The organism is Aurantibacter sp. (assembly GCF_042094015.1).
Lineage (GTDB): Bacteria > Bacteroidota > Bacteroidia > Flavobacteriales > Flavobacteriaceae > Aurantibacter.
In genome coordinates this window covers 9,633-25,407 of the sequence record NZ_JBELDZ010000037.1, presented here as the reverse complement: position 1 = coordinate 25,407, position 15,775 = coordinate 9,633, and the positions used below count along the sequence as shown (strand labels likewise).

Sequence of the window (15,775 nt, the reverse complement as noted above, 5' to 3'; positions counted from 1 at the left end):
AATCTGCCTTATGATTTTCAATAACTAAATAGTACATTAAAACTGCAGGAATTACACCAGCACTTCCGTTAGTTGGAGCTGTTATTACACGACCTAAAGATGCATTAACTTCGTTTACGCCTAAAGCAAAACAACTTACCCATTTTAAAATTTGCCTAAATTTAACTTCTGTTTTTCTAATAGAACTTATCCATTCTTTGCGTGTTGTGTAAGTTTCATCTCCAATTAGTTTTTTATGCATATCAAAAGCACGTCTTCTTACATTTAATCCACCTGGAAGATAACCTTCTGTATGGCAGCCTAAATACATACATTCCAACATAGTATCCCAAATACGCTTTAATTCAAAATCAATAGTATCTTTATCTCTAAGTGATAACTCATTTTCTAAAACAATTTCAGAAATCATTTTATTTTCAGAGTTACAATACTCTAGAAGTTCTGTAGCTTTTTCTATTGGGAAAGGAAATTCTTTTTTCAATTCTAAATTCTCTTTATTCACTAAAGATTCTTCTTTTACTACAAATCCGCCACCAATAGAGTAGAAGGTAGATTCGTGAATTATTTCATCATTATTAAAAGCTATAAAGGATAATCCGTTAGAATGAAAATCTAAAAAGGTCTTATTAAAAACTATTTCAGTTTTAGAATTAAACCCAATAGGATATTCATTTCCTAATATAATTTCAGAATTGGTATTAATTTTATTAATAATAGAGTCAATATTATTTGTAGGAATAGTTTCAGGGTTTTCTCCGCTTAAACCTAACATAATTGCAATATCTGTTGCGTGACCTTTTCCTGTTAAAGATAAAGATCCAAATAAGTCTATTTTAATATGAGTTATGTTTTTAATTATGTTATCAGATTTTAGTTCTTCTAACCAACGTTCGGCAGCACGCCAAGGACCTAAAGTGTGAGAACTTGAAGGACCAACGCCAATTTTAAGCATATCAAAAACCGAAATACATTCCATAATTACAATATTTATTCCGACAAATATAAAGTATTGGATATAACAACAATCAATTTATAGTAATGAAATTAAATAGGTTATGACAACGTGTCAGATATTTTGTCGTGGCATAAATATTGACTTATGCTACTCGTAAAATATTAATAAAATTAAACACACATATTATGAGTAAGATTATTGGAATCGATTTAGGGACAACTAACTCTTGCGTTTCTGTAATGGAAGGTAACGAGCCAGTTGTAATCCCAAATGCAGAAGGTAAGCGTACAACACCTTCAGTAATAGCTTTCGTAGAAGGCGGAGAAATTAAAGTTGGAGATCCTGCAAAAAGACAAGCAGTAACAAATCCAACAAAAACAGTTTATTCTGTAAAACGTTTTATGGGAAACAAATATTCTGAGTCTAAAGCAGAAGCAGAACGTGTACCATATTCAGTTGTAAAAGGAGATAACGATACTCCAAGAGTAGATATTGATGGTCGTTTATATACACCTCAAGAATTATCTGCTATGATTCTTCAAAAAATGAAGAAAACTGCTGAAGATTATTTAGGTCAAGATGTAACTGAAGCAGTAATTACTGTACCAGCATATTTTAACGATGCACAACGTCAAGCAACTAAAGAAGCTGGTGAAATAGCTGGTTTAAAAGTTAGACGTATTATAAACGAGCCAACAGCAGCAGCTTTAGCTTACGGAATGGATAAAAAAGGAACTGATCAAAAAATTGTTGTTTTTGATTTTGGTGGAGGAACACATGATGTTTCTATATTAGAATTAGGAGATGGGGTTTTTGAAGTTTTATCTACAGATGGAGATACTCATTTAGGAGGAGATGATGTTGATGATAAAATTATTAACTGGTTAGCTGAAGAATTTAAAACTGAAGAAGATATGGACTTACGTAAAGATCCAATGTCTTTACAACGTTTAAAAGAAGCAGCAGAAAAAGCGAAGATTGAATTATCTGCTTCAGAGCAAACAGAAATCAATTTACCATATATTACAGCAACTGCAAGTGGACCAAAACACTTAGTGCGTACATTAACACGTTCTAAATTTGAACAATTAATAGACGATTTAGTAAAAAGAACTATAGAGCCTTGCCAAGCTGCATTAAAAGCTGCAGGATTATCTAAATCTGATATTGACGAAGTTATTTTAGTAGGTGGATCTACACGTATTCCAGCAGTACAGAAAGCTGTAGAAGCATTTTTTGGAAAAGCACCAAGTAAAGGTGTTAATCCTGACGAAGTTGTATCTTTAGGAGCAGGAATTCAAGGTGGAGTTTTAACAGGAGATGTTAAAGATGTATTATTATTAGATGTTACACCATTATCTTTAGGTATTGAAACTATGGGTAACGTAATGACTAAGCTTATTGAAGCAAATACAACAATTCCAACTAAAAAATCTCAAGTATTCTCTACAGCAGCAGATAATCAACCATCTGTAGAAATTCACGTTTTACAAGGTGAAAGAGCAATGGCTGGAGATAATAACACAATTGGTCGTTTTCACTTAGATGGTTTACCACCAGCACAAAGAGGAGTTCCTCAAATTGAAGTAACTTTCGATATTGATGCTAACGGAATCATTAAAGTTTCTGCTACAGATAAAGCAACTAACAAGACTCAAGATATTCGTATTGAAGCGTCTTCTGGTTTAACTGAAGAAGAAATCGAAAAGATGAAAGCTGATGCTGAAGCAAACGCAGAAGCAGATGCTGTTGCAGCAGAAAATGCTAAGAAATTAAACGAAGCAGATTCTATGATTTTCCAAACAGAAAGTCAATTAAAAGAATTTGGTGAGAAATTATCTGACGATAAAAAAGCACCAATTGAAGAAGCTTTAACAGAATTAAAAGCAGCTTACGAAACTAAAGATGTTGCAGTAATTACTCCAGCTTTAGAAAAAATAAACGAAGCTTGGAAAGTAGCTTCTGAAGAAATGTATAAAGCACAAGCTGAAGCGCAAGGTGGACAACCTGGACCAGATGAAGATGCTAATGCAGGAGCAGAAGAAACTAGTGATGTTGAAGATGTAGATTTTGAAGAAGTAAAGTAAGCAGAGAACCAATTTTGCAAAGCAAAATTAAGTGAATTGCTTATGCTCAGCTTGACTGAGTATCTTTAAAAATAGAGTTACTATTTAACTCTACATAAATATTAAAACGCCATCATTTATTTGATGGCGTTTTTTTGTGCTTAAATAATTTAGTAATCACAAAAGCGTGCGGAAAAGTTACAGCAGCAATGAATGAAAAAAGTATAGCATATAATAGTTTTTCATCTTTAAAAAGAAAGTAAACAAATGCTAAACCTATTATAGAAATAAGCCAATAAGGAAATGCTTTTTTAGTATAATTAAATATGGTTTTTTTATTTGTTTTTCCATAAATAAAAGTGACTTGTTCTACTAGCGAAGGAATACTATGCCATAAAATAAAATAGATTGCAAATCCCCAAATAAGTGTAGAAACCTCAAAAATAATACCAAATACTATAATAAGTAAAGTATCACTTAATATAATTTCCTGAGATATTTTCTTCTGATAAACAAAAATTAGTGTTTGAATAAAAAGTAAAAATGCATTACTATAAAAACTGATATATAAAAAGTTTGAGCTTACGGTATAACTAGATATAGATTCTATAACATTACTAACATCTTGAGTATTAAAAATGAATAAAAGTTGTAAAATAAATAAGCCGTAAAATATGTAATAAATAGAGTTATATAAAATAGTACTGCCTTTAATTTTATGTTCCCAATGTTGCTCACCAAAATGGAATGCGCTAAAAAAAATAAAAAGTAATAATCCAATTATTGGAATGAAATAAAAAATAAAAATAGCAGTAATTATTGTTATAATATATGTTGTTAGAACTTTAAAAAATGAATGATTCTTCTCTTTTTTGTTAATATTCTTTAAAAGTAATATATCGTTAGATCCGTGCAGAATACCAAAAGAAACAATTAAAAAAAGACCTAAAAAAACTTCATAAATATCCGGAACGATGGAGCTTATCCACAAACCAACAAAGCTAAGTACAATTAGTATATTCTTATTTATATCCATATGAAGTTGCAATATAAACACTAAAAATGCTAATATTCTGTTAAAGTGAAATTAATTTTGTTTATCAATTTGTAGATTTGATTAAACAAAATTAATATTAACTAAACAATTAACTATGAAAACTTTATTATTTTTATCGAGTGTAGTGACTAAAATGGATCCAACAGATTATGTAGGATTTACTTTTTTTGTAGGTTGTATGGCAATGATGGCTGCATCTGCATTTTTCTTTTTATCATTAAGTCAATTTGACAAGAAATGGAGAACTTCTGTTCTTGTATCTGGATTAATTACATTTATTGCCGCAGTACATTATTTTTACATGAGAGATTATTGGGCTGTAAATATGGAGTCACCAACATTCTTTAGATATGTTGACTGGATTTTAACAGTGCCATTAATGTGTGTTGAATTTTATTTGATACTTAAAGTAGCAGGAGCAAAACCATCTTTAATGTGGAAAATGATTTTGTTTTCAGTAATAATGTTAGTAACAGGATATTTTGGAGAAGCAGTTTACAACACAGGAAATGGTCCAGCAATTTGGGGTGCAATTTCTGGAGCAGCTTATTTCTACATCGTTTATGAAATTTGGTTAGGTAGTGCTAAAAAATTAGCATTAGCTGCTGGAGGAGAAGTTTTAAAAGCTCACAAAATTTTATGCTGGTTTGTATTAGTAGGTTGGGCAATTTATCCTTTAGGTTATATGATGGGTACAGAAGGTTGGTACAACTCAATTTTTCCACAAGGAGGAATAGATGTTGTATATAACATAGCTGATGCAATTAATAAAATTGGATTTGGTTTAGTAATTTATGCTTTAGCAGTTAAGAAAAACGAAACTAATGTCATAGATTAATTACTAAATCGGTAAAATTAAAAATTAATCGAAAAAGAATATATTAAACGCCATCATTTATTTGATGGCGTTTTTTTTAGTTTTAAATTTTCACGTTTTGAAGATAGATTCGGCGTCGTAGTACAGAATGACAAAACTGAATTTTTCATAGTAAGCTTTTAAAACCAAAAAAGAGCCTAACTAAGTTAAGAGAGGCTCTTTTTTTAATAATGTTGAAGTCTTTATTAAGAAGTCAAAGTGCTTTTAATTTGCTCTATAATTGGAAGTGCTTTATTTAATTCATCATTATGAACCAATAGCACTTGCTGTCCCATTGGTGTACTTCCAAAACCAGCTAAACGTCCGGATTCAGATTCGTCTTTAACAATAGGAGTAATACCAATATTATCTAACTCATTTACCATTTGTTGAACAATAATAAAACTTCCCGTAAATACTTTTGTATAATTTGATTCTGACATAACTTTAAGGTTTAGGGTTATACTTAATAGTATTAATATACAACATTTAAAGCAGAAATAAGTATTTTAAGCTTAGTTCTTCTGACTTAAAACAAAATATTTATAAAGGTTATAAAAACCAATACCAACCATTACATACGTTAAAACTATTTTAAAAGTTGAAAATTCTACGCCATTAAAATAATGCTCATAAAATCTGTAAAAACCTAAAATTAGTATTACAATACCAATATATAAATCTAATTTACGTTTTGGTTTTTTCTGAGTATCTGGTAAGTTATTTTCCATAATTATCTTAATTCAGCGTTTAATTTGTTCTCGAAATTTTGTTGTAATTTACTCATTACTTTATCTACTTGCTTATCAGTAAGTGTTTTGTTTTCGTCTCTAAATGTAAAGCTTACCGCATAACTCTTTTTACCATCAGGAAGGTTTTTACCTTCGTAAACATCAAATAAATTAACCGATTTTAATAATTGCTTTTCTGTTTGTTTTGCAATGGTATTAATGTCGTTAAAAGTTACTGTATTGTCTAATAACAAAGCAAAATCACGTCTAGACTCTGGAAACTTAGGTATTGGTGTAAACTTAATTTTATTTCGTTTAGCTACTTCAATAATGTTGTCCCAATTAAAATCGGCATAAAAAATAGCTTTAGAAATTCCAAAATGTTTTAACACTTTAGTTTGTACGTTTCCAAATTGAACCAATTCCATTTTACCTTGATATAAACCTAATCCATCGCTAAAAACATCGTTACTTACTGCTTTTTCATTAAAACGATTAATTCCTAAGCGCTCTAAAACTGAATTTACCAAACCTTTTAAGTAAAAGAAATTAGTTTCACTCTTAGGAGAATTCCAAATTTCAGAAGTTTTTTGTCCTGTAATTAAAATAGATAAACGCTTAAATTCTTCGCGTGTTCCATTAAAATCGTGATACGTTTTACCAAACTCAAAGAATTTTAAATCGGTATTTCTTCGGTTTATATTATGAGAAATAGCTTCTAATCCAGAAAATAATAACGACTGTCTTAAAACAGATAAATCGTTACTTAAAGGATTAAGCATTGTAATATTATGTTCTTCTTTTAATTGCTCGCTTAAACCAGTATAATTTGGTGTGGTTAAAGAGTTTGCCATAATCTCGTAAAAACCAATACTTGCTAATTGATTTCCGGTAACGTTTTGTAGTTTATGATCATCAAAACGAGATGAGTTAGCTATTGAAGCATTTAATTTTGAAGTGGTTTCAATATTATTATATCCGTAAACACGAAGAATATCTTCAATAACATCAGCTTCACGAGTTACATCGTTTCTGTAAGCTGGAACCGTAAGACCTAAGCCAGTTTCGGTTACATTATTAACTTTAATTTCTAAAGATGTTAAAATAGATTTTATGGTTTCTTTAGGAATTTCTTGACCAATTAATTTTGTTACTTTATCAAAACTAATTCTAACTTGAAAATCTTCAATTTTATTAGAATAAACATCTATTATATCGCTAGTAACTTCTCCACCAGCAATTTCAGTAATTAAAATGGCAGCTCTTTTTAAGGCGTATTCTGTAATATTTGGATCAATACCTCTTTCAAATCTAAAAGATGCATCTGTATTTAAAGCATGTCTTTTTGCTGTTTTTCTAACACTTACAGGATTAAAATATGCACTTTCTAAAAATATACTTGTTGTTTGATTACTTACGCCAGAATCTAATCCACCAAAAACACCAGCAATACAAAGTGGCTTTTCAGCATCGCAAATCATTAAATCGTCTTCATGTAATTCGCGCTCAATACCATCTAGAGTCTTAAATTTTGTTCCAGAAGCAACGGTTTTAACTTTAATTTTATTTCCAGATATTTTTGCAGCATCAAAAGCATGTAATGGCTGACCCAAATCATGTAATACATAATTTGTAGTATCTACAATATTATTTATAGGAGCTAAACCAATTGCTTTTAAACGATTTTGTAACCATTCTGGAGATTCTGCTACTTTTATATTAGAAATAGAAACACCACAATACCTTGGAGCTTTTTCTATATTTTGTACATCAATATCTATCTTTAAAGAACGATCGTTAATGTGAAAGGCACTAACAGATGGCGTAATTAATTCAAGATTAATTCCTTTTTGTAATAAACCAGCTTTTAAATCTCGTGCAGCACCAAAATGGCTCATAGCATCAGATCGATTTGGCGTTAATCCAATTTCAAAAACCTCATCGTTTTCAATTTTAAATAAATCAGCACAAGCTAAACCAATAGTTGTATCTTCTGGTAAAACCATAATACCATCATGAGATTTACCAAGACCTAATTCATCTTCGGCGCAAATCATTCCATGGCTTTCTTCGCCTCTAATTTTACCTTTTTTTATTGTCCATGCTTCACCTTCTTGAGTATGTAAAGTAGTTCCAATAGTTGCTACAGGCACTTTTTGTCCAGCAGAAACATTTGGTGCACCACACACAATTTGTATTGGGTTCTCAAGACCAATATTAACAGTTGTAACTTTTAATTTATCAGCATTTTCATGTTGTGCGCAAGTTAAAACTTCTCCAACAACTACACCTTTTAAGCCGCCTTTTACACTTTGGTATGTGTTTATACCTTCTACTTCAAGGCCTAAATCTGTTAAAAGTTCGCTAGTTTGGTTTGTTGTCCAATCTGTTTGTAAAAATTGTTTTAACCAATTGTATGAAATCTTCATAAAAAAAATGTAATTTTATTGCTTGCAAATATATTAATTTGATAGCAGTAGCAAAGCTTCAAACCTAAATTAATTAAAAAAATGAATTTTAAAACAACTATTTTTACTAGTGTCTTTTTAGTATCGATTTTTTTCTTATCTTGTAAACAAGAAAAAGCTGAAAGCAATTCTACTATTAACACTTCAGAAGAGGTCTTGGATAAAGAAGTAGAAGAGATTTCTGAGGAATTAGAAACCGATGCAAAAGCTTTAGAAGAAGAATTAAAAGAATTAGATAATTTTTAAAAATTTGTTATGAAAGTATTTAAGTTAACAGTTATAGCTTTATTATTAATTGGTATTAATCAAACTGTCGAAGCGCAAAACAACGAAACTAGACGTGTTAAGCAAACAAAACTAGCTCCAGTTACTAAAACTGTTGAGGAATCAAAAGAAGTATCTATTGAAACCGTAAACTCTGAAGTTAAGCAAATTGCAGTTGATAAAGTTGCAGAGTTAAAAGCTGAACGTAAATTAGCTTCTGTTAGTGATAAATTAAAAATAGATAAAACAATAAATGAATTAGAAAACAAACTTATATCAAAAGGCAATAGTGTACAAATACCTGCTAGTTTAAAAGCTTTAAACGCCACTTTAGATAAAAATCGCGCAGAAGTTGTTATGGCTAAGTCTAAATTAGAAATTGCAAAAAACACACTAAAAGAACAACAACTTGCTAATAAACTTTCTGAAACAGAATTATTAAACAAGCAAAATAAAATTGCTTCAGTTGAAGAAAAAGTAAAAGCATTGGAAGCTTCTATTGCTAAAGGAGAACAATTGCTTAATTCAAAACTATAGAATAGTCTTATTCTAGATTATAATAAAAAATGCTGCTTTTTGCAGCATTTTTTATTATATAAGGATTTTACTTTTATTCGATATAATATATTAAAACAAATTAGTATGAAAAACTTAAGTTACCTTTTACTAATCTTAGTATTTTTTGCTTGTAAAACAGAAGACAAGAACAAAGAAAAACTGTTAGAAACTAAACTCAAAGAAGGTTTATATAGGGCCGATTTAAAAATTGATGATAGTATAACTATTCCATTTTCTTTTAAAGTTAAAGACGAAACACATCTAACTATTCTTAATGCAGATGAAGAAATTTTGGTTGATGAAATTACTTATAACAAAGATTCTGTTTATATAAAATTGCCAGTTTTCGAAGGTGTTATTAAAGCAAAAATAGATGAGCAAAAATTGATTGGTAAATTTATAATGCCTGAAAAAGGTAGGCAAATGGATTTTAATGCAAGTCTTAATTCTAATCGCTTTGATAGCGCAGAAGAAGCTAAAAGAAATGTTGAAGGTGTTTGGGAAACAGTGTTTAGTCCAGGTTCTAAAGAAGATAGTTACAATGCTAAAGGAATTTTTAAACAAAACGGTAATAAAGTAACAGGTACTTTTAGAACTACAACTGGCGATTACAGGTATTTAGAAGGAATAATAGATGGAAATCAATTAAAGCTATCTACTTTTGATGGCGCCCATGCTTTCTTGTTTACGGGAAAAGTTTCTGATAGTTTAATAAAAGGACATTTTTATTCTGGAGCACATTGGAAAGAACCATTTACGGCAAAAAGAAATCTTGATTATGAATTACCAAGTGCAGATAGTTTAACTTATTTAAAAGAAGGTTACGATAAGATAGTATTTTCTTTTCCTGATGAGAAAGGAAAACAAATATCTTTAGATGATGAAAGGTATAGAGATAAAGTAGTTTTAGTGCAAATTATGGGAACTTGGTGTCCAAATTGTTTAGATGAAAGCACTTATTTATCGGACTATTACAAGAAGAATAAATCTGATAATTTTGAAATAGTAGCTTTAGCTTTTGAATATGCTAAAACTAAAGAAAAAGCATTTAAAAATATTAATAGATTAAAAGATCGATTAAAAATTACGTATCCAATTTTATTAGCACAAGTAGGTTCTTCAAGCAAATCAGAAGCAAACGATAAATTACCTATGTTAAATCATGTATTAAGCTATCCAACAACCATTTTTATAGATAAAAAAGGTAAAGTTCGAAAAATCCATACAGGTTTTAATGGTCCTGCGACAGGAGAAAAACACACAGAATTTAAAACAGAATTTGAACATTTTGTCCAAGAATTAATAAACGAATAGGTTTTATAAATCAAAAAAGACTTAGATTATAATCTAAGTCTTTTTTTGTAGCGAGAGTGGGGCACGATCCCACGACCTCCGAGTTATGAATTTTTCGAAGAAAATTCAACATCCCAGTTTATAGCCCTTTACAAGCTATGTGTTTTCAAAATCGTATGCAATCTTATGGAGCTTAACCTAATGGTTAAAATAAATAATTAAGAACCTAATTTAGTTCTTTGTTTTAGTATATAAAACTAAAATAAAATATATTTTTAGTTAAGAAATATTAATACAATTTTTAGATAAGTTAGGCTTTTTGAAATTTCATTCTACTTTCATTAAGACAATTTAAATAGACCATTGTTAACTTATTAAAATTTTTCATTTAGATTAATCCTTAATGAACTTAATATTTTTTTTCTAAATTATGTATTATTACCTGTTTTTAAAAAAATATAATTTAAGTAGTTTTTTTCAATAGGTGATTTTAATTTTTTACTACTCTCTATTTTAATTTTTAATTTTGAAAAAGCAGATTTTTCTTTAATTATATTTGGGTTATTAATTATTTTTATGATTGTTTTAAGGATGTGTTTTTCTATAAAATTTAGTTTGAAGTTTGTTTTATATTTTTTCTTTAAAGAAGAGATGTTTTTTTGAACTAGTTCATAATTTTTTAATTCATAGTGGATAACGATATTTAGAAACTCTGTCTTAATAAATGTTTTTGGTCGCTGATTAAATTTATATTCATTTAAAATTGAATTTACATACTTTAACCCAGCTGAATATTCACCTAGTGAGCAATATATTGATGCAAATAAGTAATATGTTGATATGGTATAATATGGTTCAATAATATATTTGTTTTTTTTAAGTTCAGTTTGCATTTCATTCATTATAAGGAGAGCTTTTTCTGCATTATTGAAGTTTAATAGATACTCAATTTCTGCTTGATAAGAATGAAGGAATATTCGCTCTTTTGAAACTTTATCTTGAATGTTAATAAAATTTTCAAATTCTCTCAGTTTTTTTAAATCATCATAAAATGTTAATTTTTGATTTTGTTTGCTTATGTCTATTATTCTGATATAGATCGAAATAAAGTCAAGTGGGTTTTCAAACTTATATATTTTATTATTATCAAAAAAAGTAATTACTTTTTTCAGGTAATTTATTTCTTTTTCTTTTTCTTTAATTACTTTGTAATAATTAGCAAAAATTAAATAAAAATAAATATTTGTGTGTATACTACGTGTATCATCTTTTGTTTTAAAAATAGGATCAAAAAACATTTCATCAAATTTTTCTTTTAAGTCTGCTCTAGATGTTTTTCCGATGCTGTTTTTATAAAAATAACTTTTATAATAAAAATCAGCTATTTTTTTTTCTTCTTTAATATTGCTAAAATATATATCTAGTGAATTGTTTGTTTTTATAGCTTCAGATAGACCTTTAGAATATCCCAAGCATTTTTTTTCCCATTTTAAAACTTCAAGAATTAAATATTGACTCTCATTTATAAGTTTAATTCGTTTTGTTTTATTTATTAAGTCTAGACATTCAATGTATAGTCCTTTATAAAATAGGATTTCAATTGAAATTAAGTTTTGTTTTATTTTTAAATCACAAGTTTTTTTAGAATGAAATTCATTTAAAGACTTTAAAATGATTTCATTTAGATAGTTTTTGTCAGAAGAAAAATACTTGTTAGAATAGCCATTAATTTCTAATAACTCCTTTATCTTTTTTTCATTAAAATCATTACAATTATCAATTGCCTCAAATAGTAGGATGTATTTATTCTTGTCTTTTAAAGTATATTTTTTACAATATATTTTAAAAGCTCTCTTCTCATTCATTGTCAATGACTTTATGATACTGAAGATTCTGGTATTTGTACCCATATAAACATCTAGTTATAATCTTATAAAATTACATAATTAAAGATGAAATATAGTTTCATAAAAGTAAGTTTTATTTTAAAAGAATTTAATTAGTTCATTATTATAAATTCAGAGCGTCTATTTTTGCTATTTTGTATATCAGTGCAATTTTCACAGTTTATCTTTAATTCAGATTCCCCAAATCCTTTACCTGTAATGCGTTCTTTTGCTATTCCTTTGGATATTAGATATTCAACAGTATTTTTTGCTCTGTGATTCGATAACTTCTTGTTATATAATTTATTTCCAACATTATCAGTATGTGATTTAACAAATATTTTCATATTTGGATTATCATACATAACAGTAACTAGTTTGTTTAATTCAAAACCACCTTGTTCTGTAATTCTTGCTTTATTATATTCAAAATAGATTGGCTGAAGGACTACTTCTTTTTTAGTAATTATAGGATTTTTATTAGGATGCATTTCTATAATAATATCCATTTCTCCACCTTCATTATTTGCTTCTATATTATACTTTGTTGATTCGTAACCTTTTTTGGAAACTAATATATTATAGCTTTTTCTACATTTTAGTTTTGATCTGGTTAACCCTTTTTTAATTATTTTCTTTTCATTAAGAATATTAAGTTCTGCATTATTAATAAACAAACCTGTTTCTTTGTTAATAACTCTAATGTTAGCAATCAAATGGCAATTAGGAGTAATTAAATAAATATTATCACTTCCTTCTCTATTGCTAGAAAGAAAACCTATTTTTTTGTTTTCATTTAATGAAAAATAAAAGTCATCTTTTTCTGAGTTTATTGGTGTTCCTAAATTGATGATTTCTTGATTTTTGTTTAAATTGATCATATATACATCTAATCCGCCTAATCCTTCAGGTCCTCCTAATTCTGAAGTTCTATTTGATGAAAAATACAAAACATTATTATTTGTAATAAAAGGAAAACTTTCATCATTAATTGAATTTATAGTTGAACCAAGGTTTTTAGGTTCACCATATGAATTTTGGTTAACATTAACTTTCCATAAGTCTTCTCCTCCAAAGCCGCCAGGCATGTTTGATGAAAAATATAATGTTTTACCATCAGAACTTATACTTGGGTTTCTAATAGAGTATTCTATATTATTAAAAGGTAGGGGAGTTTTTTTCGTCCATTTGTTATTAATTCTAGAAGCCCTAAATAAATATATTTCACCTCTTTTTTTTATTTCTCCAAAAGTTTTTTCTTTTTTAAACCCCTTATTTACATTAAAACTTTCACTAGAAAAATACATTGACTTTCCATCTGAAGTTATTGTTGTAGGTCCATCATGCCATTTTGTATTAATTTCATTTAAAATTCTAACATCTATTATTGTTCTTTTATCACTTAGAACACCTTGGTAAATATTTAAATCAGATTCGTTTTTGTTGTTAGCTGTTAAGTTACTATTCGCACGAGTAAAATAAACAACGTTATTATTTGTTAAAAATGCACCAAATTCTGTGTTTTCAGTACTTAATGAGGTTTTTTCTAAAGTAAACAAATCTTCGTTAACAATAGAATTTTTTTGTTGTGCACAAAGTAAGTTGCTTTGTATGATGCAACATAATGTGATATAAATATATTTCATTCTTTTATATTTAGAAAAATCTTGGTGATTGAGATGTTTTTTGAGCAAATTTTAAATCGTATAATAAAATGAATTCATGTGATCCATTAGTTGTTACATTTAAATCAGAAATAATATGATCATAAGCATATCCAATTCTCAATTCTGAAGTAATAGAAAAATTCGTCATAGCTCCAACACTATCATGTAATCTGTAAGTTAAACCAAACTCAATTTTTTCTTTGTAAAGTATATTTGTTGAAATATCAAAAGAAGTTGGAGCTTTGAATGCAGATTTGATCATAAAAAAAGGTTTTAATTTTAGTACATCACTTATATTGAAAACATAACCGCTGGTTAAAAAATAGTGTGAGAATTCAGAACCATATTCTCTTCCATTATAGTCCAAGTGTTTTGAATTTAAAATATTTGGTACAGAAAAAGCGACATAGTATTTTTGGGTGTGATAAAATAATCCAGATCCGAAATTAAAATAGGTATTACTTGAGTTTTCAGAGAAAGCAGGGTCAGATGCATCAGGTAATGTATTATATACATCACTAAATAATCCTACACTATGAAGTGTTAAACCTGTCTTTATACCAAAAGAAAGTTTGTGTTCTCCTTTCAGTTTTATTGTATAAGATACATCACCAAAGATATTTGTTTCATTTACAGGTCCTATTCTGTCAGAAATTAAAGATAATCCGGTACCTATATTTTCATTAATAGGCATATGTCCAAAAAAGGTTGTTGTTGTTGGTGCATCTTCTATTTGTACCCATTGTTTTCTATATAAAATACCTGTAGATAAAGCATCTTTACTTCCTGCATAAGCTGGGTTCATTAAACTCATATTATACATATACTGAGTGTAGTGAGGGTCTTGTTGTGCTAGCCCAACCTGAGTAATGAAAATAATTATTGTTATTATTTTGATTTGTTTCATAATATTTTACCTATTTAAATATACCCAACCAGTCTTTGATGAATTATTAGTAAACCAAATTACGTAGTAATAAGTTCCTGAAGGAAGTTTATTTCCTTTAGATGTACCGTCCCATTCGTTTTTGTAATTTCTTTTAGAATATATTTCTGTACCATATCTATTATAGATTTTCACTTGTTTAATATCTAGATTCGATAGTTCCCATGTGTCATTAAATCCATCTCCATTAGGAGAGAGACCATTTGGTATAGAACAGAAAGCATTATTAATTGTAATGAATTCTGAAATAAGACAACTGCCAGAAGACACTTGAACTTCATAAGTGTCATCTTCAGTTACTATGATTTGATCACTGAAGCCAATTAAATCACCAGACGAATTATACCAATTATAACTATAGTTAATATTAGGGTTTTCAACATAAATAACATAATCTGTACCATTACATCCGTCTCTTAGATTTATGTTTGAAATTAAAGGAATACTCTCTATTGTTAAAATAATTGAGTTTGAAACACAACCAGTATTATTATTAGAAATATAAACTATGTAATCACCAGAGCCTAAATTGGAAAAAACACCATCTGAAGAATTTGTTAAAATTGTACCCGATGTATCCGGACCACTTAAAACATAAATTTCATTAGGATTAAATGTTGGAGAGTTAACTTCAATTGTACCAAATTGATTATTGCATGATGGCTGTTGAGTTATGGTTGCCAATAGGTTGCCAGGTGCTGCCAGTATTGCTAAGTTGGAAAAAAATATTGAGTTAGCAGATGCACATGATGCATTAGCTGCATTTACGGTATATGTTGTACCGATAACCATACCTGATATTAGGCCTGTAGCATCAACTGAAGGTCCTGTAGGTGTAAAATTATAAGTTACTGTTCCATCATAATTACTAATAGTACTTGTTCCGTCTGCAATACATGTAGGAGCAACACTTGTAATAGTTGGTAGTGTTGGTGTACTTAACATGATTAGGTTACTAAAAGTAGCTGTATCGGCAGATGCACATGATGCATTAGCTGCATTTACGGTATATGTTGTACCGATAACCA

At 28.6% G+C, this 15,775-nt stretch carries 14 protein-coding genes; 5 read left to right on the top strand and 9 right to left on the bottom strand.

Features of this window, described 5'->3' with window-relative positions:
- Nucleotides 1-976: L-serine ammonia-lyase (locus tag ACFDSN_RS07185; protein WP_375239166.1), on the bottom strand; the 976-nt coding region annotated here is incomplete at its 3' end.
- 164 nt (nt 977-1,140) lie between these two features.
- On the opposite strand from ACFDSN_RS07185, the gene dnaK reads away from it, so the two are divergent.
- Complete coding sequence (dnaK, locus tag ACFDSN_RS07180; protein ID WP_375239165.1) at nt 1,141-3,042, top strand: molecular chaperone DnaK; 1,902 nt, start codon at nt 1,141-1,143, stop codon at nt 3,040-3,042.
- 112 nt (nt 3,043-3,154) lie between these two features.
- Here the strand turns inward: dnaK and ACFDSN_RS07175 are convergent, their stop codons facing one another.
- A complete protein-coding gene (locus tag ACFDSN_RS07175; RefSeq protein ID WP_375239164.1) occupies nt 3,155-4,057 on the bottom strand; it encodes a Brp/Blh family beta-carotene 15,15'-dioxygenase in 903 nt (300 codons plus the stop codon).
- Nucleotides 4,058-4,172: 115 nt separating this feature from the next.
- Between ACFDSN_RS07175 and ACFDSN_RS07170 the strand changes: the two genes are divergently transcribed.
- Nucleotides 4,173-4,916, top strand: a complete 744-nt coding sequence (locus ACFDSN_RS07170; protein ID WP_375239163.1) for a bacteriorhodopsin-like — start codon at nt 4,173-4,175, stop codon at nt 4,914-4,916.
- A gap of 224 nt (nt 4,917-5,140) precedes the next feature.
- On the opposite strand, the gene ACFDSN_RS07165 is transcribed toward ACFDSN_RS07170, so the two are convergent.
- The 3 genes from ACFDSN_RS07165 to pheT all read right to left on the bottom strand — a co-directional run bounded on the left by ACFDSN_RS07165 (nt 5,141) and on the right by pheT (nt 8,094).
- The gene (locus tag ACFDSN_RS07165; protein ID WP_375239162.1) at nt 5,141-5,377 is read right to left on the bottom strand and encodes a DUF2007 domain-containing protein; all 237 of its coding nucleotides are present in this window, start codon (nt 5,375-5,377) and stop codon (nt 5,141-5,143) included.
- Nucleotides 5,378-5,449: 72 nt separating this feature from the next.
- Complete coding sequence (locus ACFDSN_RS07160; RefSeq protein WP_375239161.1) at nt 5,450-5,665, bottom strand: hypothetical protein; 216 nt, start codon at nt 5,663-5,665, stop codon at nt 5,450-5,452.
- 2 nt (nt 5,666-5,667) lie between these two features.
- Complete coding sequence (pheT, locus tag ACFDSN_RS07155; protein WP_375239160.1) at nt 5,668-8,094, bottom strand: phenylalanine--tRNA ligase subunit beta; 2,427 nt, start codon at nt 8,092-8,094, stop codon at nt 5,668-5,670.
- Nucleotides 8,095-8,175: 81 nt separating this feature from the next.
- Between pheT and ACFDSN_RS07150 the strand changes: the two genes are divergently transcribed.
- The 3 genes from ACFDSN_RS07150 to ACFDSN_RS07140 all read left to right on the top strand — a co-directional run bounded on the left by ACFDSN_RS07150 (nt 8,176) and on the right by ACFDSN_RS07140 (nt 10,269).
- Nucleotides 8,176-8,379, top strand: coding sequence for a hypothetical protein (locus tag ACFDSN_RS07150; RefSeq protein ID WP_375239159.1), 204 nt, complete (start codon nt 8,176-8,178; stop codon nt 8,377-8,379).
- 9 nt (nt 8,380-8,388) lie between these two features.
- Nucleotides 8,389-8,934 carry a hypothetical protein gene (locus ACFDSN_RS07145; protein ID WP_375239158.1) on the top strand — a complete coding sequence of 182 codons (546 nt, stop codon included), beginning with the start codon at nt 8,389-8,391 and terminating at the stop codon, nt 8,932-8,934.
- 105 nt (nt 8,935-9,039) lie between these two features.
- Nucleotides 9,040-10,269 (top strand): TlpA disulfide reductase family protein, encoded by a 1,230-nt coding sequence (locus ACFDSN_RS07140; RefSeq protein WP_375239157.1) that lies wholly within the window; start codon nt 9,040-9,042, stop codon nt 10,267-10,269.
- A 407-nt stretch (nt 10,270-10,676) separates the two neighbouring features.
- Here ACFDSN_RS07140 and ACFDSN_RS07135 read toward each other — a convergent pair whose 3' ends face one another.
- The 4 genes from ACFDSN_RS07135 to ACFDSN_RS07120 form a co-directional block, all read right to left on the bottom strand.
- Entirely contained in the window at nt 10,677-11,546 is an 870-nt protein-coding gene (locus ACFDSN_RS07135) for a hypothetical protein (protein WP_375239156.1), read from the bottom strand.
- A gap of 701 nt (nt 11,547-12,247) precedes the next feature.
- Nucleotides 12,248-13,780: an OmpA family protein gene (locus ACFDSN_RS07130; protein ID WP_375239155.1), complete on the bottom strand. Its 1,533-nt coding sequence runs from the start codon at nt 13,778-13,780 to the stop codon at nt 12,248-12,250.
- Between the two features lie 10 nt (nt 13,781-13,790).
- Nucleotides 13,791-14,708 (bottom strand): type IX secretion system membrane protein PorP/SprF, encoded by a 918-nt coding sequence (locus tag ACFDSN_RS07125; RefSeq protein ID WP_375239154.1) that lies wholly within the window; start codon nt 14,706-14,708, stop codon nt 13,791-13,793.
- 6 nt (nt 14,709-14,714) lie between these two features.
- On the bottom strand, nt 14,715-15,775 hold a 1,061-nt coding region (locus tag ACFDSN_RS07120; RefSeq protein ID WP_375239153.1), incomplete at its 5' end, for a gliding motility-associated C-terminal domain-containing protein.